21 protein-coding genes are annotated in these 22,472 nt (G+C 67.9%); 11 read left to right on the top strand and 10 right to left on the bottom strand.

The features are described from left to right. Positions 1-150 precede the first annotated feature (150 nt). Complete coding sequence (locus tag ADK65_RS12970; RefSeq protein ID WP_420709014.1) at positions 151-2,796, top strand: transglycosylase domain-containing protein; 2,646 nt, start codon at positions 151-153, stop codon at positions 2,794-2,796. 161 nt (positions 2,797-2,957) lie between these two features. Here the strand turns inward: ADK65_RS12970 and ADK65_RS38540 are convergent, their stop codons facing one another. Beyond that, entirely contained in the window at positions 2,958-3,398 is a 441-nt protein-coding gene (locus ADK65_RS38540) for a hypothetical protein (RefSeq protein ID WP_159038776.1), read from the bottom strand. A gap of 170 nt (positions 3,399-3,568) precedes the next feature. Here ADK65_RS38540 and ADK65_RS12960 point away from each other — a divergent pair, with 170 nt between their 5' ends. Beyond that, positions 3,569-5,083, top strand: a complete 1,515-nt coding sequence (locus ADK65_RS12960; RefSeq protein WP_053670493.1) for a glycosyltransferase family 87 protein — start codon at positions 3,569-3,571, stop codon at positions 5,081-5,083. Between the two features lie 102 nt (positions 5,084-5,185). Here the strand turns inward: ADK65_RS12960 and ADK65_RS12955 are convergent, their stop codons facing one another. The 3 genes from ADK65_RS12955 to ADK65_RS12945 form a co-directional block, all read right to left on the bottom strand. Continuing rightward, on the bottom strand, positions 5,186-6,217 hold the full coding sequence (locus ADK65_RS12955) for an alanine racemase (RefSeq protein ID WP_053670130.1): 1,032 nt from the start codon (positions 6,215-6,217) through the stop codon (positions 5,186-5,188). A gap of 81 nt (positions 6,218-6,298) precedes the next feature. Beyond that, on the bottom strand, positions 6,299-7,420 hold the full coding sequence (femX, locus tag ADK65_RS12950) for a peptidoglycan bridge formation glycyltransferase FemX (RefSeq protein ID WP_031137685.1): 1,122 nt from the start codon (positions 7,418-7,420) through the stop codon (positions 6,299-6,301). 169 nt (positions 7,421-7,589) lie between these two features. Continuing rightward, the gene (locus ADK65_RS12945; RefSeq protein WP_053670129.1) at positions 7,590-7,895 is read right to left on the bottom strand and encodes a hypothetical protein; all 306 of its coding nucleotides are present in this window, start codon (positions 7,893-7,895) and stop codon (positions 7,590-7,592) included. A gap of 262 nt (positions 7,896-8,157) precedes the next feature. Between ADK65_RS12945 and rpsF the strand changes: the two genes are divergently transcribed. The 4 genes from rpsF (at position 8,158) to rplI (ending at position 9,853) form a co-directional block, all read left to right on the top strand. Further along, positions 8,158-8,448, top strand: coding sequence for a 30S ribosomal protein S6 (gene rpsF / locus ADK65_RS12940; protein WP_030847098.1), 291 nt, complete (start codon positions 8,158-8,160; stop codon positions 8,446-8,448). 70 nt (positions 8,449-8,518) lie between these two features. Continuing rightward, a complete protein-coding gene (locus ADK65_RS12935) occupies positions 8,519-9,106 on the top strand; it encodes a single-stranded DNA-binding protein (protein ID WP_053670128.1) in 588 nt (195 codons plus the stop codon). A 45-nt stretch (positions 9,107-9,151) separates the two neighbouring features. Next, a complete protein-coding gene (gene rpsR, locus ADK65_RS12930) occupies positions 9,152-9,388 on the top strand; it encodes a 30S ribosomal protein S18 (protein ID WP_003949403.1) in 237 nt (78 codons plus the stop codon). A gap of 18 nt (positions 9,389-9,406) precedes the next feature. Further along, positions 9,407-9,853: a 50S ribosomal protein L9 gene (gene rplI, locus ADK65_RS12925; RefSeq protein ID WP_033309881.1), complete on the top strand. Its 447-nt coding sequence runs from the start codon at positions 9,407-9,409 to the stop codon at positions 9,851-9,853. A 167-nt stretch (positions 9,854-10,020) separates the two neighbouring features. Here rplI and ADK65_RS12920 read toward each other — a convergent pair whose 3' ends face one another. Beyond that, positions 10,021-11,358: an MATE family efflux transporter gene (locus ADK65_RS12920; RefSeq protein WP_053670127.1), complete on the bottom strand. Its 1,338-nt coding sequence runs from the start codon at positions 11,356-11,358 to the stop codon at positions 10,021-10,023. Positions 11,359-11,818: 460 nt separating this feature from the next. Between ADK65_RS12920 and dnaB the strand changes: the two genes are divergently transcribed. Together dnaB and ADK65_RS12910 are read left to right on the top strand one after the other, a co-directional pair. After that, positions 11,819-13,300, top strand: a complete 1,482-nt coding sequence (gene dnaB, locus ADK65_RS12915) for a replicative DNA helicase (protein ID WP_053670126.1) — start codon at positions 11,819-11,821, stop codon at positions 13,298-13,300. A 69-nt stretch (positions 13,301-13,369) separates the two neighbouring features. Then, positions 13,370-14,755, top strand: coding sequence for a serine hydrolase domain-containing protein (locus ADK65_RS12910; protein ID WP_053670125.1), 1,386 nt, complete (start codon positions 13,370-13,372; stop codon positions 14,753-14,755). 56 nt (positions 14,756-14,811) lie between these two features. Here ADK65_RS12910 and ADK65_RS12905 read toward each other — a convergent pair whose 3' ends face one another. Both ADK65_RS12905 and ADK65_RS12900 read right to left on the bottom strand, forming a co-directional pair. Next, the gene (locus ADK65_RS12905; RefSeq protein WP_053670124.1) at positions 14,812-15,264 is read right to left on the bottom strand and encodes a GNAT family N-acetyltransferase; all 453 of its coding nucleotides are present in this window, start codon (positions 15,262-15,264) and stop codon (positions 14,812-14,814) included. A gap of 63 nt (positions 15,265-15,327) precedes the next feature. Next, complete coding sequence (locus ADK65_RS12900; RefSeq protein WP_053670123.1) at positions 15,328-15,792, bottom strand: MarR family winged helix-turn-helix transcriptional regulator; 465 nt, start codon at positions 15,790-15,792, stop codon at positions 15,328-15,330. A 141-nt stretch (positions 15,793-15,933) separates the two neighbouring features. Here ADK65_RS12900 and ADK65_RS12895 point away from each other — a divergent pair, with 141 nt between their 5' ends. After that, the gene (locus ADK65_RS12895; RefSeq protein WP_053670122.1) at positions 15,934-17,142 is read left to right on the top strand and encodes an MFS transporter; all 1,209 of its coding nucleotides are present in this window, start codon (positions 15,934-15,936) and stop codon (positions 17,140-17,142) included. 67 nt (positions 17,143-17,209) lie between these two features. Continuing rightward, a complete protein-coding gene (locus ADK65_RS12890; protein WP_053670121.1) occupies positions 17,210-17,632 on the top strand; it encodes a GlcG/HbpS family heme-binding protein in 423 nt (140 codons plus the stop codon). Positions 17,633-17,700: 68 nt separating this feature from the next. On the opposite strand, the gene ADK65_RS12885 is transcribed toward ADK65_RS12890, so the two are convergent. After that, positions 17,701-18,564: a GNAT family N-acetyltransferase gene (locus ADK65_RS12885; protein ID WP_053670120.1), complete on the bottom strand. Its 864-nt coding sequence runs from the start codon at positions 18,562-18,564 to the stop codon at positions 17,701-17,703. A 570-nt stretch (positions 18,565-19,134) separates the two neighbouring features. On the opposite strand from ADK65_RS12885, the gene ADK65_RS12880 reads away from it, so the two are divergent. Further along, complete coding sequence (locus tag ADK65_RS12880) at positions 19,135-20,772, top strand: globin domain-containing protein (RefSeq protein ID WP_078955940.1); 1,638 nt, start codon at positions 19,135-19,137, stop codon at positions 20,770-20,772. Positions 20,773-20,781: 9 nt separating this feature from the next. Here the strand turns inward: ADK65_RS12880 and ADK65_RS12875 are convergent, their stop codons facing one another. Both ADK65_RS12875 and ADK65_RS12870 read right to left on the bottom strand, forming a co-directional pair. Continuing rightward, the gene (locus ADK65_RS12875) at positions 20,782-21,264 is read right to left on the bottom strand and encodes an NUDIX domain-containing protein (protein WP_053670118.1); all 483 of its coding nucleotides are present in this window, start codon (positions 21,262-21,264) and stop codon (positions 20,782-20,784) included. 131 nt (positions 21,265-21,395) lie between these two features. Beyond that, complete coding sequence (locus tag ADK65_RS12870) at positions 21,396-22,301, bottom strand: LysR family transcriptional regulator (RefSeq protein WP_053670117.1); 906 nt, start codon at positions 22,299-22,301, stop codon at positions 21,396-21,398. Between the last annotated feature and the right edge of the window lie 171 nt (positions 22,302-22,472).

Genomic DNA, 22,472 nt, shown 5'->3' with positions numbered 1-22,472 from the left:
CGCCTGAGAGCGTCGTCGTCTTCGGTGTAGTACGGGTGCATGCGGGACCGATGAATGCGGAGCCGACCGCATCCGTACTTCGGGGGGACCGGAAACAAGCCGCCGTTTCCAGGCGCGCAGGGGTGCGCCTGCCCGAGGAGTAGTCGTTCGATGAGCGAGCACCGTCGCAAACCGCCGCAGCCGCAGGGAGGCGGACGTGCCGCGGCCCGACGCGGTCAGTCCGGCTCGGCCTCCGGCCGACGCGCGGCACCGCGAGGCGCCACCGGGTCTCCGTCCGACTCCTATGGGTCGTACGACTCGGGGGGCGAAGAGCGTCAGTACGGCGGCCGGGCCGAGGCCCGTCGTGCGGCGCAGAGAAGTACGGGTGGCAGCCGCCGCAGAGCGGCCGAGCCGGCCCGTGGCGGCCGGCGTGCCGGTCCTGGTGGGCCGAACGGCCCCGGACGGGGCAGAGGACGCGTGGCCGCCGTCCCCGACAAGAAGCGGCTGATCGACTATCCGCGAGCCGGCAAGTACGGCTGGCAGCGCTGGATGCCGTCCTGGAAACTCGTCAGCGGACTGTGCATCGCCTTCTTCGGCAGTCTGGTGGCCGTGGCGGGCATCGGCTACGCCATGGTGGGCGTCCCCAACGAGGAGAACGCTGCGGCGCGGTCGCAGAACAACGTCTACCTCTGGTCCGACGGCACCCAGATGGTCGCGGCGGGCAGCGGTCAGAACCGGCAGAACGTCCCGCTCGCGAGGATCCCCAAGGAAATGGGGTGGGCGGTGATCTCGGCCGAGAACAAGACCTTCTACCAGGACTCCGGTGTCGACCCCATGGGCATCGCCCGGGCCCTGGCGAACATGGCCCGGGGCGGCGACACGCAGGGTGGTTCGACGATCACCCAGCAGTTCGTCAAGAACACCTACCTGAGCCAGGAGCAGACGGTCAGCCGTAAGTTCAAGGAGATGTTCATCTCGATCAAGGTGGGCACGAAGCTCTCCAAGGACGACATCCTCCAGGGATACCTGAACACCTCGTACTACGGCCGTGGCGCGTACGGCATCCAGGCCGCCGCCCAGGCCTACTACGGCAAGGAGGCCAAGGACCTCACGCCGAGTGAGTGCGCCTTCCTCGCCGCCCTGCTCAAGGGCCCGACGTACTACGACCCGGCGGGCAACGAGAGCATCGACACGAACGCGAGCAAGGACAAGAACGAGAAGCGGTCCAGGGACCGTTGGGCCTGGATCCTCGAGCAGATGCACAACGACAAGAGGATCACGGACGAGCAGTACCAGGAGGCGATCAAGAAGTACCCCATGCCCGACCCCCGCAAGGCCTCCAAGGGCATGACCGGCCAGATCGGGTATCTGGCGGAAACGGCCAAGAAGTACGTCCTGAACCACTCGAACATCTCCGAGAAGCAGTTCGACCTGGGCGGGTACCAGATCAAGACGACCTTCAAGAAGGCCAACGTCGAGGCATTGGCGAAGGCCGTCAAGAAGGTCGAGAAGGAGAAGCTCGACCCGGAGAACCGTGAGCTGGACAAGCACGTCCAGTTCGGCGCGGCGTCGGTGAAGCCGAACGACGGCGCGATCGTGGCGCTCTACGGTGGCGCGGGGTACGAGAACGGCCACTTCAACAACAACGCGGACACCGCGGGTGTCCCCGTCGGTTCGACGTGGAAGCCGTTCGTGCTGGCCGCCGCGATGGAGCACGGCACGTACCGGAGCAACGGCCCGCTCTCGCCGCTGAGCAAGTACAACGGCAACGACCACCTCAAGGTCAAGAACAACGACGGAAGCTACGTCCTGAAGAAGGACAACACTCCGTTCTTCCAGGAGAACGAGAGCGACTACCCCTGGGGCTACATCTCCCTGCGCAAGGCGATGGAGCAGTCCGTCAACACGCCGTTCGTGCAGCTCGGCATGGACGTGGGGATGAAGAACGTGGCCGAGCTGGCCGAGAAGTCCGGCATCCTGAACAGCAGCTTCGCCGACCTCAACGCCTCATTCGCGCTCGGTACATCGACGCCCAGCGCGATCCGCATGGCCGACGCCTACGCGACCTTCGCCGCAGCGGGCAAGCAGGCCGCCCCGTACTCGGTGACCAGCGTCAAGTTCAACGGTCAGGAGGTGGACGGCTTCAAACCTCCAAGGATCACGCGGGCGATGTCCGAGCAGGTGGCCAACAACGTCACGAACGTTCTGGAGAACGTCATCCAGAACGGTACGGGTAAGAACGCGCTCTCCCTGGGCCGAACGGCGGCCGGCAAGACCGGTACCACAGACGAGAACAAGTCGGCCTGGTTCGTCGGCTACACCCAGCAGCTGTCGACCTCGGTCGCGATGTTCCGTGAGGACCCCAAGAGCGCCAGGCTGCTCTCCATGAACGGCACGGCGGGTGAGAAGTCCATCCACGGTGGTGACGTCCCCACGCTGGTGTGGACCGAGTACATGAAGGCCGCGCTGAAGGGCGAGCCCGACCTCGGCTTCCCGGAGGCTGACAAGATCGGCAAGGTCCAGGACGAGGCGGGCGCTCCGACGCCGACGCCGACGCCCACCGTGGAGCCCAGCGAGACCGTGACCGAGTCGCCGAGCCCCACGCCGACCGAGAGCTCCTCTCCGTCTCCGTCTCCGAGCGACACCTGCGGGTTCTTCGGGTGTGAGGAAGACGGTGGCGCGCAGAACGGCGGCACGGACAATGGAGGCACAGACGGAGGGGTCTCCCCCGAGCCCACGCCAACGGATACGAATGTGGATGGCGGCAACAGCAGAGGCAACGCCAACGGAGGCATCTTCGGGGGCCCCGAGGGATAGCGGGCGCACGCCACGATGAGAGGGCGCGATACGACCGAGTCGTATCGCGCCCTCTCGTTTTTTCCGGACTCGGAAAACCTGTGAACAACACTGATGCCAGGACGGGTGAATATCACCTGTCCTGGCATCAGGTCAAAAGAGGAGCGGGCTACCGCTGAGGTTCAGGAAGGGTCTTTCGACCCTCCGCTAACCCACTTGGTGCAGTGGTCGATCCGCCTGTCCCCCTCGAACACGGCGGCCTGGATCCCCACGTCAAAGATGTTTCCGCCCTGGGAGACATGGCTGGGGAACTCCTTGTAGGTTCCCCAGCCGTCGTAATTGTGGTGCCATCCGAAGTACTTGTGAGTGTCGGCGTACATAACGACGAGGCGAATCCGCACGTGGTGATTGTCAGGGGCCTCGTCATACAGCTTCATCGTGAGGCTGGGAATGCTTCGGTCGCCTGACTTCCATCCGCTGGTGGAAACGGATCCACTCGCTCCGGCTGGGCTCGTATAGCAAGTCGCATAGGCCTGTGCAGCTGCCTGGGACGGACTGGTCGTGAATCCGATGAGCAGTGCCGACGCGGTGGTGGCGAGAGCGAGTTTTGTCCTGTTTTTCATTTATCCCCCTTGCATGGCATGAATGCCTTGCGTTCGAAAGTAGCAGCACCTAAAAATTCCTTCAAGTTAAATAAAACTGACAATTTGGGTGCTATGTGAGTCTTTTGTCCAGGGCAGGTCGAGGTGGCGGTCAGGACGGTCCGGTGCCGCCGCCGGACCCGTACGGCAGGATGTGCGGCATGCCCAGTGCAGAATCGACGCAAGCGAGCGTCCATGAGCGGGAGCCGGTGCGGCCGACCAAGGAGGACGAGGTCGCCGCGGCCGGCAGCGAGCTGATCGGCGGCCCGCTCGGGCGGCGTGCCCTGCTCGGGTCGTCCTGGTGGACGCCCGTGCGGGTGATCGCGCTGGTGGCCATCGGTATGTTCGCCCTCGGCCTGGTCCAGAAGGCACCCTGCTACAACGGCGCCTGGTTCTTCGGCGCCAGCTCCCAGTACACGCACGCGTGCTACTCGGACATCCCGCACCTGTATCAGGGGCGCGGTTTCGCCGATGGACTCGTGCCGTACTTCGACCGGCTCCCCGGTGACATGCAGTACCTGGAGTACCCGGTGCTCACCGGCGTCTTCATGGAGGTCGCCTCCTGGCTCACGCCCGGCAGTGGCGCCATCCAGGACCAGGAGCAGTGGTACTGGATGGTCAACGCCGGAATGCTCATGGTGTGCGCGGCCGTCATCGCCGTCTGCGTGACCCGCACCCACGCCCGGCGCCCCTGGGACGGCCTGCTCGTCGCCCTGGCGCCTGCCGCCGCGCTGACGGCGACCATCAACTGGGACCTCCTCGCGGTCGCTCTGACGGCCGCGGCGATGCTGATGTGGTCACGGGGGCGCTCCCTCGCCTTCGGTGTCCTGCTGGGGCTTGCCACGGCCGCCAAGCTCTATCCCTTCCTGCTCCTCGGGCCGCTGATGGTGCTGTGCTGGCGTGCGGGCCGGTGGCGCGAGTTCGGGACGGCTCTGGGCGGAGCGATCGCCGCCTGGGTCGTCGTGAACGGACCGGTGATGCTCTTCGCGTTCGAGGGCTGGTCGAAGTTCTACACGTTCAGCCAGGAAAGGGGCGTCGACTTCGGGTCCTTCTGGCTGATCATGGCTCAGAACTCGGACGACCCGCTCAGCACGGAGACCGTCAACACACTGGCGACGCTGCTGATGCTGGTGTGCTGTGCGGCCGTCGCGGCCCTCGCGCTGACCGCCCCGCGCCGCCCGCGGTTCGCTCAGCTCGCCTTCCTGATCGTCGCGGCGTTCATCCTCACCAACAAGGTCTACTCGCCGCAGTACGTCCTGTGGCTGGTTCCGCTGGCCGCTCTCGCCCGTCCGAAGTGGCGGGACTACCTGATCTGGCAGGCCTGCGAGGTGGCGTACTTCCTGGGGATCTGGCTGTACCTCGCGTACACGACCAGTGGAGAGGCCCACAAGGGGCTGCCCACCGACGGCTACCACTGGGCGATCGGCCTGCATCTGCTGGGGACCCTGTACCTGTGCGTGATGGTCGTGCGCGACATCTTCATGCCGGAGCGGGATCCCGTGCGCCGGACCGGTGACGACGACCCCTCGGGCGGAGTCCTCGACGGCGCCGAGGACGTCTTCGTCCTCGGTCCAGCGGCCCGCCCACGGCAGCACGAGACCATCCGGTCTCACGGCGGGACGCCGGTCGAATGGGGAAGGCCTGACGCAACGGGCGGTTCGCTCTGAGCGAACGGCGCGAGACGCCGTAGCCGGGAACGCCGAAGGCCGTACACGGGAAACCGTGTACGGCCTTCCTGCTGTCTTGCGCGGGACGGTGCGCCGCGAGGGTCAGCGGTCGACGATCCGGTCGAACTGCGTGGTGGTGTGCCGCAGATGGGCCACCAGCTCCTCGCCGACCTTCGGCTCGGGCGCGTCCGCCGGGACGAACAGGATCGACACCTGCATGTGCGGTGGCTCCGCGAACCAGCGCTGCTTGCCGCCCCAGACGAACGGAGAAAGGTTCCGGTTCACCGTCGCGAGGCCGGCGCGGGCCACCCCCTTGGCGCGTGGCATGACACCGTGGAGGGCCTTGGGGGCCTCCAGACCCACTCCGTGCGACGTACCGCCCGCCACGACCACCAGGAAGCCGTCGGAGGCCGCCTTCTGCTGCCGGTAGCCGAAGCGGTCGCCCTTGGCGACGCGTGTGACGTCCAGGACCGCGCCGCGGTACTCGGTGGCGTCGTGGTCCCCCAGCCACAGCCGCGTGCCGATGCGGGCCCGGAAGCGGGTCTGCGGGAACTGCTGCTGGAGCCGGGCGAGGTCCTCGGCCTTGAGGTGACTGACGAACATGGTGTGCAGGGGCAGCCGGGCGGCGCGCAGCCGGTCCATCCAGCCGATGACCTCCTCGACGGCGTCCGAGCCGTCGGTGCGGTCCAGCGGGAGATGGATGGCGAAGCCCTCCAGGCGGACGTTCTCGATGGCGGCGTGCAACTGCGCCAGGTCCTGCTCGCTGATGCCGTGCCGCTTCATCGAGGACATCACCTCGATCACCACCCGGGCGCCGACCAGGCCGTACACACCGTCTATCGACGACACCGAGCGGATGACCCGGTCCGGCAGCGGCACCGGCTCCTCGCCCCGCCGGTACGGCGTCAGCACCAGCAGGTCACCACCGAACCAGTCCTTGATGCGGGCGGCCTCGTACGTGGTGCCGACGGCCAGGACGTCCGAACCCAGCCGCGTGGCCTCCTCCGCAAGCCGCTCGTGCCCGAAGCCGTAGCCGTTGCCCTTGCAGACCGGTACGAGGCCCGGGAACTGCTCCTGCACGTGCTTGTGGTGCGCACGCCAGCGCGCGGTGTCGACGTAGAGCGTGAGCGCCATGGCCGGACCTGGAACCTTTCTCGTGGTGCCGTGTATCGGCGGTTTCCGTGTGTCAGAGGTATGGAAGCACTGAACAGGACATCAGCGACGCGACATGTAGATGTCGAGCGCCTTGTGCAGCAGCTTGTTCAGCGGGAAGTCCCACTCGCCGAGGTACTCGGCCGCCTGGCCGCCGGTACCCACCTTGAACTGGATCAGACCGAAGAGGTGGTCGGTCTCGTCCAGCGAGTCGGAGATACCGCGCAGGTCGTAGACGGTGGCACCGAGCGCGTAGGCGTCGCGCAGCATCCGCCACTGCATGGCGTTCGAGGGGCGCACCTCGCGGCCGATGTTGTCGGAGGCGCCGTAGGAGTACCAGACGTGGCCGCCGACGATCAGCATCGTCGCGGCGGACAGGTTCACGCCGTTGTGGCGGGCGAAGTACAGCCGCATGCGGTTGGGGTCCTCGGTGTTGAGGGCCGTCCACATGCGCTGGAAGTACGACAGCGGGCGCGGCCGGAAGTGGTCGCGTACGGCGGTGATCTCGTACAGCCGCTGCCACTCCTCGAGGTCCTGGTAGCCACCCTGGACGACCTCGACGCCGGCCTTCTCGGCCTTCTTGATGTTGCGGCGCCACAGCTGGTTGAAGTTCTTGTGGACCTCTTCCAGGGAACGGTTCGCCAGCGGTACCTGGTACACGTAACGCGGCTGGACGTCACCGAAGCCGGCGCCGCCGTCCTCGCCCTGCTGCCAGCCCATGCGGCGCAGCTTGTCGGCCACCTCGAAGGCGCGCGGCTCGATGTGGTCGGCCTCGATGTCGCGCAGGCGCTTGACGTCCGGGTTCTGGATGCCCTGCTTGATCGAGGGGGCCTCCCAGCGCCGGATGATCACCGGCGGGCCCATCTTCACGGAGAACGCGCCCTGCTGCTTCAGGTGCGCCAGCATCGGTTCGAGCCATTCCTGCAGATTCGGCGCGAACCAGTTGATGACCGGGCCCTCGGGCAGGTAGGCGAGGTAGCGCTTGATCTTGGGCAGCTGGCGGTAGAGGACCAGACCGGCGCCGACCATCTCGCCCGTGCGGTCGTCGAACCAGCCGAGGTTCTCGGAGCGCCACTCCGCCTTGACGTCAGCCCAGGCCGGGACCTGCATGTGGCTCGCCGAGGGCAGGCTCTGGATGTAGGCCAGATGCTGCTCGCGACTGATGGTCCTCAGGGTCAGGCTCATTTAGGGGCGCTCCTCGGGCTGGTGTGTCCCCATGGGTACAGGGGCTCCGGCTCTCGCGCGAAGCCTACTGCGCCGTGGGAGCGCGCCGGTTGGGCGTACGGGGGCTGCGCCCCGGCCCGAGGCCGACCGGGGCGTGGTACCGGTCTTCGGATGAGGAGGTGTCCGGGCCTCAGCCGATGAGTCCGCCGTGTGCCATGCCCAGGAAGAACCCGACGCCGGACGCGCCCAGGCCGAGGATGAGACCGAAGCGCTCCCGGGTGGTCTCCGAGATCCACTGGCCGTACGCACCCGTGAGGATGCCCACCAGGCCGGCCCAGGAGCTGAGTACATGCAGGTCTTCGTCGATGATCGCCGTGAGGAACGACAAGAGGCCCAGCACCAGGGTCACCGCGAGCAGGGCGTCCTGGAGGGGGTGGGGCTTGCCGTCCGTGGCGAAGAGGCCGCCGCCGGTGTTGGGTCGCAATGCCTGTGCCATAGGGCACCTCCTGCGAAAGTCGGCGCATCGTAGCGCCATACGCACCCGATGTGTACAGATTGGCTGCCCTGACGGCCGGATTTCAACCGCAAGCCGCTGTGCGGGTACTCTGTACCGTCCGCACCGGTGTCTGCCCACGTCATGGCAGGGGCTTCTCCTCAGAACCCCGATTGTCAGTGGTGGCCGATACCGTTGCCACGCATCACAACCCTCCTGCCACGGAACGACCGTGGCCGCTGAGTCCAAAGGAGGTGGGTTCCACATGCGTCACTACGAGGTGATGGTCATCCTCGACCCCGAGGTCGAGGAGCGCGCTGTCTCTCCGCTGATCGAGAACTTCCTCTCTGTCGTCCGTGACGGCGGCGGAAAGGTCGAGAAGGTCGACACCTGGGGCCGTCGTCGTCTCGCGTACGAGATCAAGAAGAAGCCCGAGGGCATCTACTCGGTCATCGACCTGCAGGCCGAGCCTGCGGTCGTCAAGGAGCTCGACCGCCAGATGAACCTGAACGAGTCGGTCCTCCGGACCAAGGTCCTCCGTCCCGAGACCCACTGAGCTTCCCGGCTCAGCTGATCCCGGGATTCGAGTAGTAAGCAGCCAGAGCAAACCCGCCGAGAGGTTCCCCATGGCAGGCGAGACCGTCATCACGGTCGTCGGCAATCTTGTCGACGACCCCGAGCTGCGCTTCACCCCCTCCGGTGCGGCGGTCGCGAAGTTCCGTGTCGCGTCCACCCCCCGCACCTTCGACCGCCAGACGAACGAGTGGAAGGACGGCGAGAGCCTCTTCCTGACCTGCTCGGTCTGGCGTCAGGCGGCGGAGAACGTCGCCGAGTCGCTCCAGCGAGGCATGCGCGTCATCGTGCAGGGCCGGCTGAAGCAGCGGTCCTACGAGGACCGTGAGGGCGTCAAGCGCACGGTCTACGAGCTGGACGTCGAGGAAGTCGGCGCCAGCCTGCGCAACGCCACGGCCAAGGTCACCAAGACCACCGGCCGCGGCGGACAGGGTGGCCAGGGTGGCTACGGCGGTGGCGGCGCCCAGGGTGGCGGCGGCTGGGGCGGCGGCCCCGGTGGCGGCCAGCAGGGTGGCGGCGCTCCCGCCGACGACCCGTGGGCGACCGGCGCTCCCGCCGGTGGCAACCAGGGCGGTGGCGGCGGCTGGGGTGGAAACTCCGGCGGCGGTGGCGGCGGCTACTCGGACGAGCCCCCCTTCTAAGGGCGGGTTCGCACCCACACTTCTTGATCACACAGGAGAAACACCATGGCGAAGCCGCCTGTGCGCAAGCCGAAGAAGAAGGTCTGCGCATTCTGCAAGGACAAGGTCACGTACGTGGACTACAAGGACACGAACATGCTGCGGAAGTTCATTTCCGACCGCGGCAAGATCCGTGCCCGCCGCGTGACCGGCAACTGCACGCAGCACCAGCGTGACGTCGCCACGGCCGTGAAGAACAGCCGTGAGATGGCGCTGCTGCCCTACACCTCCACCGCGCGATAAGGGAAGGGTGACCGACTCATGAAGATCATCCTCACCCACGAGGTCTCCGGCCTCGGTGCCGCGGGCGACGTCGTCGACGTCAAGGACGGTTACGCTCGCAACTACCTGATCCCGCGGAAGTTCGCTATCCGCTGGACCAAGGGTGGCGAGAAGGACGTCGAGCAGATCCGTCGTGCTCGCAAGATCCACGAGATCCAGACCATCGAGCAGGCCAACGCTGTGAAGGCCCAGCTCGAGGGCGTCAAGGTCCGTCTGGCCGTGCGCTCCGGCGACGCCGGTCGTCTCTTCGGTTCTGTCACCCCGGCCGACATCGCTTCCGCGATCAAGGCTTCCGGTGGCCCCGAGGTCGACAAGCGCCGCATCGAGCTCGGCTCGCCGATCAAGACGCTGGGCGCTCACGAGACGTCCGTGCGTCTGCACCCCGAGGTTGCCGCCAAGGTCAACATCGAGGTCGTCGCGGCCTGAGTGCCGCGCTGAAGCAGTAAGCGATGGGGCCGCACCCTCAGGGGTGCGGCCCCATTCGTGTTCTCCGGCGCCGACTTGCCGGGTGGGCGTCTGTTTCACGTGAAACACCGCGTTCTGCGGTGCACTCCCTGTTTCACGTGAAACAGGTGCCGTTTCACGTGAAACGGTCAGCGGGTCGCGCCCGTCACGATCCAGCGGCCCGAGCGGGTGCGAAGCCACAGGGTCAGCATCCGCACGATCATCATCAGCGTCATCGTGGCCCAGAGGGCGGTGAGCCCACCGCCCAGCACGGGGACCAGTAGAGCGGCCGGCGTGAATACCGCCAGGGTGAGCAGCATCGCCCAGGCGAGGTAAGGGCCGTCGCCGGCGCCCATCAGTACGCCGTCGAGGACGAAGACGATGCCCGAGATCGGCTGGGAGAGGGCGACGATGATCAGGGCGGGCAGCGCCACATCCATGACGGCCGGGTCGCCGGTGAACAACGGCAGGAAGGCCGGCCGGGCGAGCAACACCACGACGCCGAGGACGACGCCGACGGCGATACCCCACTCCACCATGCGGCGGCATGCCTCCCGGGCGCCCCGAGAGTCACCGGCGCCGAGGTAGCGACCGATGATGGCCTGACCCGCGATGGCGATGGCGTCGAGGGCGAAGGCCAGCAGGTTCCACAGGGAGAGGATGATCTGGTGGGCAGCGATGTCGGCATCTCCCAGACGGGCTGCGACCGCGGTGGCGATCATCAGGACCGCCCGCAGTGAGAGGGTACGCACCAGCAGGGGCACACCGGCCTGTGCGGAGGCCCTGATCCCGGCGGCATCCGGACGCAGCGAGGCGCCGTGCTTGTGTGCCCCCCGCAGAACCACCATGAGGTAGACGGCGGCCATGCCGCACTGGGCGATGACGGTGCCCCACGCGGAACCGGCGATGCCCAGATCGGCACCGTAGACGAGCCCGACATTGAGAGCACCGTTGGCGACGAAGCCCGCGATGGCGACATAGAGCGGGGTTCTGGTGTCCTGCAGCCCGCGCAGGACACCCGTCGCGGCCAGGACGATGAGCATGGCCGGTATGCCGAGTACGGAGATGCGCAGATAGGTGATCGCGTAGGGAGTTGCCGCGTCCGAAGCGCCGAAGAGGTCCACGAGGTGGGGTGCCGTGGGCAGGGCGGCGGCGACGACGGCGGCGCCGAGGAGCAGTGCCAGCCAGATACCGTCCATGCCCTGCCGGATGGCTGCTCGGAGATCGCCCGCGCCGACACGACGAGCCACCGCGGCCGTTGTGGCGTAGGCCAGGAAGACGAAGACACTGACGGCGGTCATCAGCAGGGCCGAGGCGATGCCCAGACCGGCGAGTTGGGCCGTGCCCAGGTGCCCCACGATCGCGGTGTCGGCCATGAGGAAGAGGGGCTCTGCGACAAGGGCACCGAAGGCAGGCAGGGCCAGCGTGATGATCTCTCGATCGTGCTGTCTCCGGCCGGAGGGGTGGCGCGCGGGGGCCTGTGTCATGTGCACTAATCTAATCGTCCACAGGTAAGAGATGCAAAGGATCTGAGACCCTTACTCTTCGTCTCGGTGTGCGTACTGCTGTGCACTGTTCGAGGTGATCTTGCGCCGGTTGGGAAAGTTTTTCTTCTGCACAGCCCGTGGACGGCAAAGATGCAGGTCAAGACGCCTGCCTGACTGAGGGGGTCAGCTTGTTCACAGGCCTGTCCACCGGCTCGTGCACAGGTTTCGCGGAGTTCTCCACAGCATCTGGGCCGTCGTCCACATGGCCTGTGGATAACCAGATTGGCTGACGGTGCCGACGGGCCTACGGTAGTCCGGCGCCCGCTCCGTCCGCCGGTTTCCCAAACGCCACAAAACCGGCGCGAGGCAACCGGAGTTGGGCCTCTTATTTGTCAGTGCCGTGCCGTAGAAAAGAGGGGCACGGCTAGGTCTGCTTCGGCGGACGGGAGGAGGTCGCTCGGTGAGTATTTCCGAGCCCTTGGACGACCCGTGGGCCGACAGCGGTCCCAGTGATCGTCTGCCCGCTTCCCGCCGACGTGGTGAGGGAGGCCGGGGCCGCGACGAGCAGCACGAGCGCGGCAGGGACAACGGCGCGTGGGACGGTGGATCGTCCCCGTCCTTCGAGCGGGTGCCGCCGCAGGACATCGACGCCGAGCAGTCCGTCCTCGGTGGCATGCTCCTGTCCAAGGACGCCATCGCCGACGTCGTCGAGATCCTCAAGGGCCACGACTTCTACAAGCCGGCCCACGAGACGATCTACCAGGCTGTCCTCGACGTCTACGCCAAGGGCGAGCCGGCCGACCCCATCACGATCGCCGCCGAGCTGACCAAGCGTGGCGAGATCAACAAGGTCGGCGGCGCCTCATATCTGCACACGCTCGTCCAGACAGTGCCCACGGCGGCCAACGCGGCGTACTACGCGGAGATCGTTCATGAGCGGGCCGTCCTGCGCCGCCTGGTCGAGGCCGGTACGCGCATCACGCAGATGGGATACGCGGCCGACGACGATGTCGACGAGATCGTCAACCGCGCCCAGGCGGAGGTGTACGCGGTCACCGAGCAGCGCACCAGTGAGGACTACCTCCCGCTCGGCGACATCATGGAGGGCGCGCTCGACGAGATCGAGGCGATCGGCTCGCGCAGCGGCGAGATGACCGGTGTGCCGACCGGGTTCACGGACTTCGACTCGCTCACCAACGGCCTGCACCCGGGACAGATGATCGTCATCGCTGCCCGTCCCGCCATGGGCAAGTCGACGCTGGCCCTGGACTTCGCCCGGGCCGCGTCGATCAAGCACAACCTGCCGAGCGTCATCTTCTCCCTGGAGATGGGGCGCAACGAGATCGCGATGCGCCTGCTGTCCGCCGAGGCCCGCGTCGCCCTTCACCACATGCGGTCCGGCACCATGACGGACGACGACTGGACGCGCCTGGCGCGTCGGATGCCCGAGGTGTCGTCCGCACCGCTCTACATCGACGACTCCCCGAACCTGTCGATGATGGAGATCCGCGCGAAGTGCCGTCGGCTGAAGCAGCGCAACGACATCAGGCTCGTGATCATCGACTATCTGCAACTGATGCAGGCCGGAGGATCCAAGCGCTCCGAGAGCCGTCAGCAGGAGGTCTCGGACATGTCCCGGAACCTCAAGCTCCTGGCCAAGGAGCTGGAGGTGCCGGTGATCGCGCTCTCCCAGCTCAACCGTGGCCCCGAACAGCGCACGGACAAGAAGCCGATGGTGTCCGACCTGCGTGAGTCGGGCTCCATCGAGCAGGACGCCGACATGGTGATCCTCCTCCACCGCGAGGACGCCTATGAGAAGGAGTCACCGCGGGCGGGTGAGGCGGACATCATCGTGGGCAAGCACCGAAACGGTCCCACGGCGACGATCACGGTCGCCTTCCAGGGGCACTACTCACGATTCGTGGACATGGCCCAGACCTGAGCCGACAGGTCGCACAGGCCTGCCCGAATGTGCTCGACGCGGGACTGGCCGGCCGGGTGGACTGGTCCCATGACGACATCTCAGGAAGAGTTGCTCCCCGGCACCCGTCGCGCTTTGTCGCACCGGATCGCCGTCGCGCAGGCAGAGGGGCGGGCGCCCTCGCTCGTCGCGGCCGTCGTGCGCGACGGTGCGACGGTGTGGACGGGCGCACGGACTTCGGTGGAGGGGCACGCGCCGGACGAGAACGTGCAGTACCGGATCGGTTCGATCACCAAGACCTTCACGGCGGTTCTCGTGCTGCGGCTGCGCGACGAGGGCGCTCTGGATCTGGACGATCCGCTCGAGAAGCATCTGCCGGGCACCGGCGTGGGGGAGGCGACCGTCGCCGAACTCCTCGCCCACTCAGGGGGACTGGCGGCCGAGGCCCCGGGCCCGTGGTGGGAGCGGAGCCCCGGATCCCTGCGGCCCGAACTGGCCGACGTGCTGGGTGACCGGCCCCTGCTGACTCCGCCGGGCCGCCGGTTCCACTACTCGAACCCGGGCTACGCCGTGCTCGGCGCGCTAGTCGAGAAGCTTCGCGGGGCTTCCTGGGAGGACGTCCTTCGTCGTGAGGTGCTCGTCCCTCTTGGTCTGCAGCGCACCAGTGTGCGGCCGCAGGCGCCTCACGCGGGGGGCTGGGCCGTGCATCCCTGGGCCGACGTGATGCTTCCCGAGCCCGCCGAGGATCTGGGGCTCATGGCGCCGGCCGGTCAACTCTGGTCGACGAGTGGTGACTTGGCGCGGTTCGCCTCCTTCCTGCTCAACGGCGACGAGCGGGTGCTGAGCGCCGGTTCGCTGAGGGAGATGAGGACGCCGGCAGCGCCCCACGAGACGGCGGATGTGGCGAGCGGTTATGCCTACTGCCTGGGCATGGAGATCCGGCGACGCAGCGGGCGGTCCCTCGTCGGCCATACCGGGTCGCTGCCCGGCTTCCTCGCCTGCCTCATGATCAGCATCGAGGACGATGTGGCAGCCGTCACCCTGGCCAATGTCACGTCAGGACCACTGCTGTTCCCCGTTGCCGCCGATCTGGTCCGGATCGTCGCCGAGGCGGAGCCGCGTATCCCGGCACCATGGAAGCCGCTCCGTGACGTCGACCAGTCGCTGCTGGAGCTGACGGGACAGTGGTACTGGGGGACTCACGCCTTCGCTCTGCGACTGACGGCCGACGGGCTTGTATCGCTGGGGCCGTTGACCGGCGGAGGCCGTCGCTCCCGGTTCCGTGCGAACGGTGACGGCACGTGGACGGGGCTCGAGGGCTACTACGCCGGTGAGCTTCTGAAGGCCGTACGGCGGCCGGACGGGTCCGTGAGTCACCTGGACGTCGGATCGTTCGTGTTCACGCGTCAGCCGTACGACGAGGGTGCTCCGGTACCGGGTGGGGTCCACCCCGAGGGATGGCGCGGGATCGGTTAGCGCAGTGAGGTGTGGGCGTCCTGTTTCACGTGAAACAGGACGCCCACACCGCTCGGTCACAGCTGGAGCTTGAAGCCTGTGTGGGACGCCGTGAATCCAAGCCGCTCATAGAAGCGGTGGGCGTCGGCGCGGGTCTTGTCAGAGGTCAGCTGGACGAGCTGGCACCCCTCGTTCCGGGATGCTTCGATCGCCCACTGGATGAGCTGGGTTCCCAGACCGCTGCCGCGCTCGTCCGCATGGACGCGCACCCCTTCGACGATCGACCTGGTTGCACCCCGGCGGGAGAGCCCGGGAATGATCGTGAGCTGGAGCGTGCCGACGACCCTGCCCTCCCGGACCGCCACGACCACGTGCTGATTCGGATCGGTGCTGAGCCGCTCCAGCGCGGCCAGGTACGGAGTGAGGTCGTTCGGTGACTCGCGCTGCGCGCCCAGTGGGTCGTCCGCGAGCATGGCGACGATCGCTGGGACGTCGTCGGCCGCGGCGGCCCGTATCTCAAGATCTCCCATGGGCGCACCTTACGCACAACCGGCGGTGCTCGGATGCCAGGCGTCGGCTTGAGTTCGGGCGCCCTATGCGGGAACCGGGGCCTTCAGCGTCTCCACGACTCGGACCAGGGGTGCCAGCTCGGGGTTCTTCGCCGCTTCGTCCAGGGCCTCGCGCAGGGCGGTGTCGTTGGTCGGACGCGCCGCTTCCAGCAACGCGAGGCCTGCAGCGGTGACGTTGGTGTAGATGCCCCGGCGGTCGGTGGGGCACAGGTAGCGCTCCAGGAGGCCCCGGTCTTCGAGTCGGGTGACCAGGCGCGTGGTGGCGCTCTGGCTGAGAACGACCGCGTCGGCGACCTGCTTCATCTGCAGGTGCCCCCCGTCGCCGTCGTGCTGCCGGCTGAGTACGTCCAGCAGGGAGTACTCGCGTGCGCTGAGGTCGTGCCCGGCTTGCAGGGCGCGCTCGATGTGCGCCTCGATCCTCCCGTGGAGCAGGGAGAGGGCGCACCAGCTCTGGGCGAGAGCGGTGAGCGCGGGGTCCGTCGCTGTCATTGGCGTTTCCTCCGTCCCGGAGCGGCTGACATCCAGAGTAGAGCAACACCGCAATTGACGGCGCTTGCATATAGCCAGCGTCTGCAATTATTGTGAACGCACTCAAAGCGCTCCTGCAATCGTCTGGAAGGTACCCCCTCCATGCCTCTCGCGCTTCTGGCCCTCGCGATCGGGGCCTTCGGGATCGGGACCACGGAATTTGTGATCATGGGCTTGCTGCCCGAGGTCGCGGCCGACTACGGGGTGTCCATCCCCACTGCCGGTTACCTGGTGACCGGCTACGCGCTCGGCGTCATGTTCGGCGCGCCGCTGATGACCGTGCTCGGCACCAAGATCTCCCGTAAGCGGATGCTGATGCTGCTGATGGGCCTCTTCATCCTGGGCAACCTGCTCTCGGCACTGTCCCCCGCCTTCTCCGTCATGCTGATCGGCCGGATCGTCGCCTCGCTAGCTCACGGCGCCTTCTTCGGTATCGGGTCGGTCGTCGCGGCGGACCTCGTCGCTCCGGACAAGAAGGCCGGGGCCATCGCGATGATGTTCACCGGTCTGACCGTCGCCAATGTCGTCGGTGTCCCGCTGGGCACGCTCGTCGGACAGTCCGTCGGCTGGCGGGTGACCTTCGGCATCGTCGCCGCCCTCGGCGTCGTCGGCCTGGCCGGCATCGCCCGGCTCGTCCCGGACATGCCCAAGGCGGAGGGCGTGCGTCTGCGCCATGAACTGGCCGCGTTCAAGAACGTTCAGGTCCTCCTCGCGATGGCCATGACCGTTCTGGGCTTCGGCGGTGTCTTCGCGGCCATCACCTACATCGCGCCGATGATGACCCATGTCGCGGGCTTCGCCGACGGTTCCGTCACCTGGCTGCTGGTCCTCTTCGGCCTCGGCATGGTCGGCGGCAACCTGGTCGGTGGAGCATTCGCCGATCGCGCCCTCATGCCCATGCTGTATGTCTCCCTGAGCGCCCTGGCCGTCGTCCTGGCCCTGTTCACCCTCACCGCCCACGACAAACTGCTCTCGGCGGTCACCATCGCGCTGATCGGTGCTCTGGGTTTCGCCACCGTGCCACCGCTGCAGAAGCGCGTGCTCGACCAGGCGCACGGCGCCCCGACCCTGGCCTCCGCCGTGAACATCGGCGCCTTCAACCTGGGCAACGCGCTCTCCGCCTGGCTCGGTGGCCTGGTGATCGCGGCGGGCCTCGGCTACACGGCCCCCAACTGGGTCGGTGCCGCCCTGGCGGCCGCCGCTCTGGTCCTGGCCATCCTCTCGGCTGCCCTGGAGCGGCGCACCGATGGCCCCGGCACTGTCATCAGGGGGGCCGCACCAGCCGAGCATCGTGCTGCCGTCCACCACTGAGCAACGGGACCACATCCACCGGCCGCACGACCCGCATCGACCGCAATTCCTTCAGGAGAACCTCTTCATGAGCACCACCACCGCAGTCACCCCGCTGACCACTCAGGACGCCGACGTTCTCGTGGCCGCTGCCCACCGTGCCGCCGAGGTCGCAGGCGTCACCGTCAGCGTCACCGTCCTGGACGGGGGCGGCCATCTGCTCGCCTTCCGGCGTGACGACGAAGCCGTGCTGATCTCCGGTGAGACCAGCACCCGCAAGGCCTACACGGCTCTCCAGCTGAACGCGCCCACCGCCGACCTGGTGGACGCGGTGCAGCCCGGAGGCCTCTTCCACACGCTGCCGACCGCGCTCGACCGGCCGCTGCTGTTCATCGCCGGTGGCGTACCGGTGCACCGCGACGGCCGGCTGATCGGCGCGATCGGTGTCGGCGGCGGTGCCCCGGAGCAGGACCACCGCTTCGCCACGGCCGCCGTGCAGGCTCTCACCTGACCCGGTCCTCACAGCGCGGCGACGCCGGTTCCCTGTTGAGGGAACCGGCGTCGCCGTGTCGGGGCTCGTCAGCCCGCCGCGACCGTGACCGGTGCGAACCGCCGGCTCCAGTCGCCGGGCAACTCGGCGATCCCGTACGTCATCACCGCGTTGAAGGCGACGGATTGCAGGCCGCGCTCCTTCACCCACGCGAGAAGGTCCTCGTGCCGCACGTCGATGTCAGTACGCAGGGGACGGTCGGTGTGGGCGGCGAGGGAGGCGATGAGAGCCTTGGCCACCGACGTGTCGCGAGCGATGAGCGGCCCGACGACGTGGGTGTCCATGTTGGGCCAGGCGGCCGCGTACCCGATGATCCGTCCGCCGTCCTCGGCCACACGCAACTGGTCGGCGAAGGCCGGCAGTCGGGTGACGATGTGGGTGCGGTCGCTCCCGAACACCTGCTCGTCGAGACTGAGGATCGCGGTGAGGTCCTCGGCGGTCGCGGCTCGGGTGGTCACCTCCGGCTCCGGCCCACCGGGAGTGAAGCGCCCGCAGACCATCTCGGCCCGTCCGGTGACCTTGAAGCCGAGTTCCTCGTAAAGGGGGCGGCCGTTCGGTGTCGCGTGCAGGGTGAGGGGCGTGGTGCCCATCGCCGAGACGACGTGACGCATCAGCCGGCGTCCCACGCCCTGCCGGGCGTGCCGCCCGGCGACCAGGACCATGCCGACCGCGGCGAGGGCGGGCTCTTGCGGTCCGTACTCGGTGACGACGCAGGCGCTCACGAGGCCACCCTCGGGGTCGTCGATGCCGTAGCCCTTCCCGGCAGTGAGGAGGAAGCCCCACTTGTGCTCCTCCCGTGGCCACCCCCGATCCTCGGACAAGTCGGCGCAGGCGGCTTGATCGTGGAGCGTCAGACGGCGGATGGGCCATGAGGCAAGGGAAGGAGTCGGCACGCACGTCAGGCTGTCCGACGAGGCCCCCTGACGTCCACCTGTTTCAGGAGAGACGTGTGAGCTTTTGGCCAGTTGTCGCCGCCCGCACAGACCAAGGACCAGTGCCGGACGTTTCACGTGAAACAGGTAAGAACATCGAGCGTCCCGGCGGGACGGTGAACGGGCTTTCCGGCTTGAGGGTTGGTGGCCTTTGGCGATTTGCGCCAGGCCCGCATTCGTGACGAGAGGAGGGGGGACTTGTGTGCACGGCAGTGGCCGGTAGGGTCGAGTCCGGTTCGCACCGGGGACGGGACGCCCCGTCCCGTTCGGGGCGCTGCGGGGCAATGCAGCCTAACGGGACGGAGAGATCTAAGACCCGCGTTTCCGGGTATACGCCGAAAGTGGCCAGGCGGGTGGAAAGCTCGATGAGAGTCACTGCGGCCAATGTCACACTCTCGCCCTACTTGTCCGTACGGAGCCGGAATACGGGTTGAATGTGGCCGCATTGGCCGCGACAAGGATGGGAACGCAGACCGTCCACGGGGGAAGCAGGCACCTTCCGACTCCGGAAGTGCGCAGACCGACCGAAAGATGCTCGAGGCGAGGCACACCATGGACGCTCCGACCACCACGTCGGCCGACAACGGCACTTCTGGCGGCGGGGGCGACTGGTTCACGCCCCGCAAGATCCCGGCGCCAGTACCGGACACCGACGCCGGGGCGCCGGACAGCACGGCGGAAGGGCGTCGACCGGCCACGATCCGCCCGGTGGGCAGGCCCGGGTCCGCCCCGGAAGCACCGGCAGACGGCACGCCCGGCCCTCCCGGCTCGGCGACCGGCAGCCCGGGCGTCGGCGGGCCCGACCAAGGGCGTGAACATCCGGACGCGGTATCCGCATCCGGGCCCCCGGCCACACAGCACGCTCCGGCCCCCTCCGCGGCTCCCGGCCCCGCTATCGTCCCGCCGTCGGGCCCCGCACCCACGGCACTCACCCCGACGCCCTTCGTCTCCACCGTCGCCCCTCCGCCCACTCCCGCCGAACAGCGGGTGCCCGCCCAGGAACACGCACCGGTGTCACCCTCGACTCAGGCCGCCACCGCACCGGCCGAAGAGGGCTCCCCCGACGCTCTCCTCATCCGCCGCACCATGGCCGAGGTCGCGCCGGTCGCCGACAAGGTCACGTCGTACTTCTACGCCCTGCTCTTCGTCCGCCACCCCGACCTGCGGTCGCTGTTCCCGGCCGCCATGGACACCCAGCGGGACCGGCTGCTCAGAGCGCTGCTCACAGCCGCCGAGCACATCGACAACAAGGACGTCCTCGTCGACTACCTGCAAAAGCTCGGCCGGGGTCACCGCAAGTACGGGACGCGACCCGAGCACTACCCGGCCGTCGGCGAGTGCCTCATCGGCGCGCTGAGCAAGTACGCCGCCGGGGTGTGGAACGGGGAGATGGAGGCGGCCTGGATCCGGGCCTACACCACGATCTCCCAGGTCATGATCGACGCTGCGGCCGCGGACGAACTTCGTGCCCCCGCCTGGTGGTACGCCGAGATCGTCACGCACGACCTGAGAACGCCGGACGTCGCGGTGGTCACCGTCCGGCCCGACCAGCCGTACCCGTTCCTCGCCGGGCAGTACACGAGCGTGGAGACGCCGTGGTGGCCGCGTATCTGGCGGCATTACTCCTTCGCGTCGGCGCCCCGGTCCGACGGTCTGCTGTCGTTCCACGTCAAGGCCGTACCGGCCGGCTGGGTTTCCAATGCCCTGGTGCACCGGGCCCGTCCCGGGGACATCATCCGGCTCGGCCCGCCCGCGGGTTCCATGACCGTCGACCACACCACCGACAACGGCCTGCTCTGCCTGGGCGGTGGCACGGGCATAGCCCCCATCAAGGCTCTGGTCGAGGATGTCGCCGAGCACGGGGACCGCCGGTCGGTCGAGGTCTTCTACGGTGCCCGCACCGACCACGACCTGTACGACATCGACACCATGCTCCGCCTCCAGCAGACCCACCCCTGGCTCTCGGTCCGCGCGATCATCGACCAGCAGGCGCACCTGCAGCTGCCGGACGCCATACGCACCTACGGGCCGTGGGACGAGTTCGACGCCTACCTCTCGGGCCCGCCCGGCATGATCCGCAGCGGTGTGGACGCCCTGCGCGACATCGGAATCCCCTCGGACCGCATACGGCACGACTCCGTGGAGGAACTCGTCGCGGCCGGAAGCTGACCAGGCGTCTCAGCCCAGGTCCGGCGCGTGCATGGCGAGGACGCCCTCGATGTTCCCGTCCAGGTAGTGCCGCAGCGACAGCGGCACGAGATGAACGGAGGCGATTCCGACCCGGGTGAAGGGCACGCGCACGATCTCGTACTCACCGACCGGCTCGTCCACCTCGGGGCCGTGGCGCAGGGAGGGGTCCATGGACTCCAGACGGCAGACGAAGAAGTGCTGCACCTTCACCCCGGTCGCGCCGCCGTCCTCCCCTATGTGCTCCATGGTGTCCACGAAGCAGGGCACGACATCGGTGATCTTCGCGCCGAGTTCTTCGTACACCTCGCGGTGCAAGGCATCGACGACGGTCGAGTCCTTGGGCTCGACCCCGCCACCGGGGGTGAGCCAGTAAGGATCCACACCCGGCTTGGTGCGCTTGATCAGGATCAGGTCGGCACCGTCCAGCAGAACGGCGCGGGCGGTGCGCTTGACCACGGGTCGCACGGTCATGAGTGAAATGTGGCCCGGCTGGTTCCACGTGAAACATCGCGGAACGTCACCGGCCGAGCTCCCGGAGTGAGACACGGCCCCGAGCGCCCACAGCTCACGTCCGTGCGACCCGGCACAGGTATCCGAGCGTCTCAGCACCAGTCGGCAGAGGATCGCAGCAACCAGTCATGAGCCCGCGCTATATGGGGCATCGCAAGCGTCCCGGTCCGGACCACCAGGAAGTACGTCCGCAGCGGCGGCACCGCCGGCTCGTGCAGCGCGACGACATCGCCCCGCTCCAGCGCCGCCGCGCACAGATAGCGGGGAAGCACCGCCAGGCCGGCACCTGCCACCGCGCAAGCCAGGACCGCACGCAGGTCGGGGACGATCACGGTGCCCGGGGCGGACGGGTGCGAGTCGAAGACGGAGGCCCAGTAGCGGGAGACGAACGGCAGCGACTCGTGCACCTCCACCACCGGCACCTTCTCCAGGGCCGGTTCCGGACTGCGGTCGGGCTGCCCGGGCCCGGTCTGCTCACACCAGCGCGGGGCGGCGACCAGAACATGCTCCTCGTCGCAGAGCGCAGTCGCCGTGAGCAGGGCACCGCGTGGCTGAGCCGTACTGATGGCCAGATCATGATGCCCGGCGGAAAGCCCTTCCAGCGTCTCCTCGGCGGTCCCGAACGAGGCGCGCAAGGCGAAGCCCTGGCCGTCCTCACCGGTCAGTTCCGTGAGGGCGGGCAGCGCCCGTTCGGCGGTGAACTCCAAAGGGCCCGCGAGGTGCAGCGTCCGTAAGGAGGAGTCGTCGTCGAGGCCGGACTCGGTGATCTCCACCAGGGCGTCGAGATGAGGTGCGGCCTTGTGGGCGAGTTCGTCGCCGATGCTCGTCGGGGTCACACCACGGGCCTGCCGCAGGAACAGAGGGCGGCCCAGCTGCCGCTCCAGCGTCCGTATCTGCGAGGTGACGGCAGGCTGGGAGAGGCCGAGCAGGGCGGCGGCCCGGGTGAAGGAGCCGGCCCGGTGCACGGTTACGAAGGTCCGCAGCAAGGCCAGATCCACCGCGGACTCCCCTCGTCGGACCCTGCTCCCTGCCCCGGCCGGTGCTCAACTATAAATAAGTCGATAGGTTCCTGTCGCTACTGTGATTGGACACTGACAGAGAGTCAACTAGCCTTGGTCACGCGGTTCTTGCGCGCGGAACCGGAGGACGGTCCGAGCCACGAGGGGGGA

This window comes from Streptomyces sp. NRRL B-1140, assembly GCF_001280065.1.
Taxonomy (GTDB): domain Bacteria; phylum Actinomycetota; class Actinomycetes; order Streptomycetales; family Streptomycetaceae; genus Streptomyces.
The sequence above is the reverse complement of the archived record's forward strand: the minus strand, read 5'-3'. Positions and strand labels throughout refer to the sequence as shown.

What these genes read in the sequence shown, in the direction of transcription:
- ADK65_RS12945 (WP_053670129.1), bottom strand. Translation starts at nt 7,895, where the DNA reads ATGGCACAGGCATTGCGACCCAACACCGGCGGCGGCCTCTTCGCCACG.
- ADK65_RS12900 (WP_053670123.1), bottom strand. Translation starts at nt 15,792, where the DNA reads ATGACAGCGACGGACCCCGCGCTCACCGCTCTCGCCCAGAGCTGGTGC.
- rpsR (WP_003949403.1), top strand. Translation starts at nt 9,152, where the DNA reads ATGGCGAAGCCGCCTGTGCGCAAGCCGAAGAAGAAGGTCTGCGCATTC.
- ADK65_RS12935 (WP_053670128.1), top strand. Translation starts at nt 8,519, where the DNA reads ATGGCAGGCGAGACCGTCATCACGGTCGTCGGCAATCTTGTCGACGAC.
- ADK65_RS12910 (WP_053670125.1), top strand. Translation starts at nt 13,370, where the DNA reads ATGACGACATCTCAGGAAGAGTTGCTCCCCGGCACCCGTCGCGCTTTG.
- ADK65_RS12920 (WP_053670127.1), bottom strand. Translation starts at nt 11,358, where the DNA reads ATGACACAGGCCCCCGCGCGCCACCCCTCCGGCCGGAGACAGCACGAT.
- ADK65_RS12970 (WP_420709014.1), top strand. Translation starts at nt 151, where the DNA reads ATGAGCGAGCACCGTCGCAAACCGCCGCAGCCGCAGGGAGGCGGACGT.
- rpsF (WP_030847098.1), top strand. Translation starts at nt 8,158, where the DNA reads ATGCGTCACTACGAGGTGATGGTCATCCTCGACCCCGAGGTCGAGGAG.
- femX (WP_031137685.1), bottom strand. Translation starts at nt 7,420, where the DNA reads ATGAGCCTGACCCTGAGGACCATCAGTCGCGAGCAGCATCTGGCCTAC.
- ADK65_RS12875 (WP_053670118.1), bottom strand. Translation starts at nt 21,264, where the DNA reads ATGACCGTGCGACCCGTGGTCAAGCGCACCGCCCGCGCCGTTCTGCTG.
- ADK65_RS12960 (WP_053670493.1), top strand. Translation starts at nt 3,569, where the DNA reads ATGTGCGGCATGCCCAGTGCAGAATCGACGCAAGCGAGCGTCCATGAG.
- ADK65_RS12880 (WP_078955940.1), top strand. Translation starts at nt 19,135, where the DNA reads ATGCTCGAGGCGAGGCACACCATGGACGCTCCGACCACCACGTCGGCC.
- ADK65_RS38540 (WP_159038776.1), bottom strand. Translation starts at nt 3,398, where the DNA reads ATGAAAAACAGGACAAAACTCGCTCTCGCCACCACCGCGTCGGCACTG.
- ADK65_RS12955 (WP_053670130.1), bottom strand. Translation starts at nt 6,217, where the DNA reads ATGGCGCTCACGCTCTACGTCGACACCGCGCGCTGGCGTGCGCACCAC.
- rplI (WP_033309881.1), top strand. Translation starts at nt 9,407, where the DNA reads ATGAAGATCATCCTCACCCACGAGGTCTCCGGCCTCGGTGCCGCGGGC.
- ADK65_RS12895 (WP_053670122.1), top strand. Translation starts at nt 15,934, where the DNA reads ATGCCTCTCGCGCTTCTGGCCCTCGCGATCGGGGCCTTCGGGATCGGG.
- ADK65_RS12905 (WP_053670124.1), bottom strand. Translation starts at nt 15,264, where the DNA reads ATGGGAGATCTTGAGATACGGGCCGCCGCGGCCGACGACGTCCCAGCG.
- ADK65_RS12890 (WP_053670121.1), top strand. Translation starts at nt 17,210, where the DNA reads ATGAGCACCACCACCGCAGTCACCCCGCTGACCACTCAGGACGCCGAC.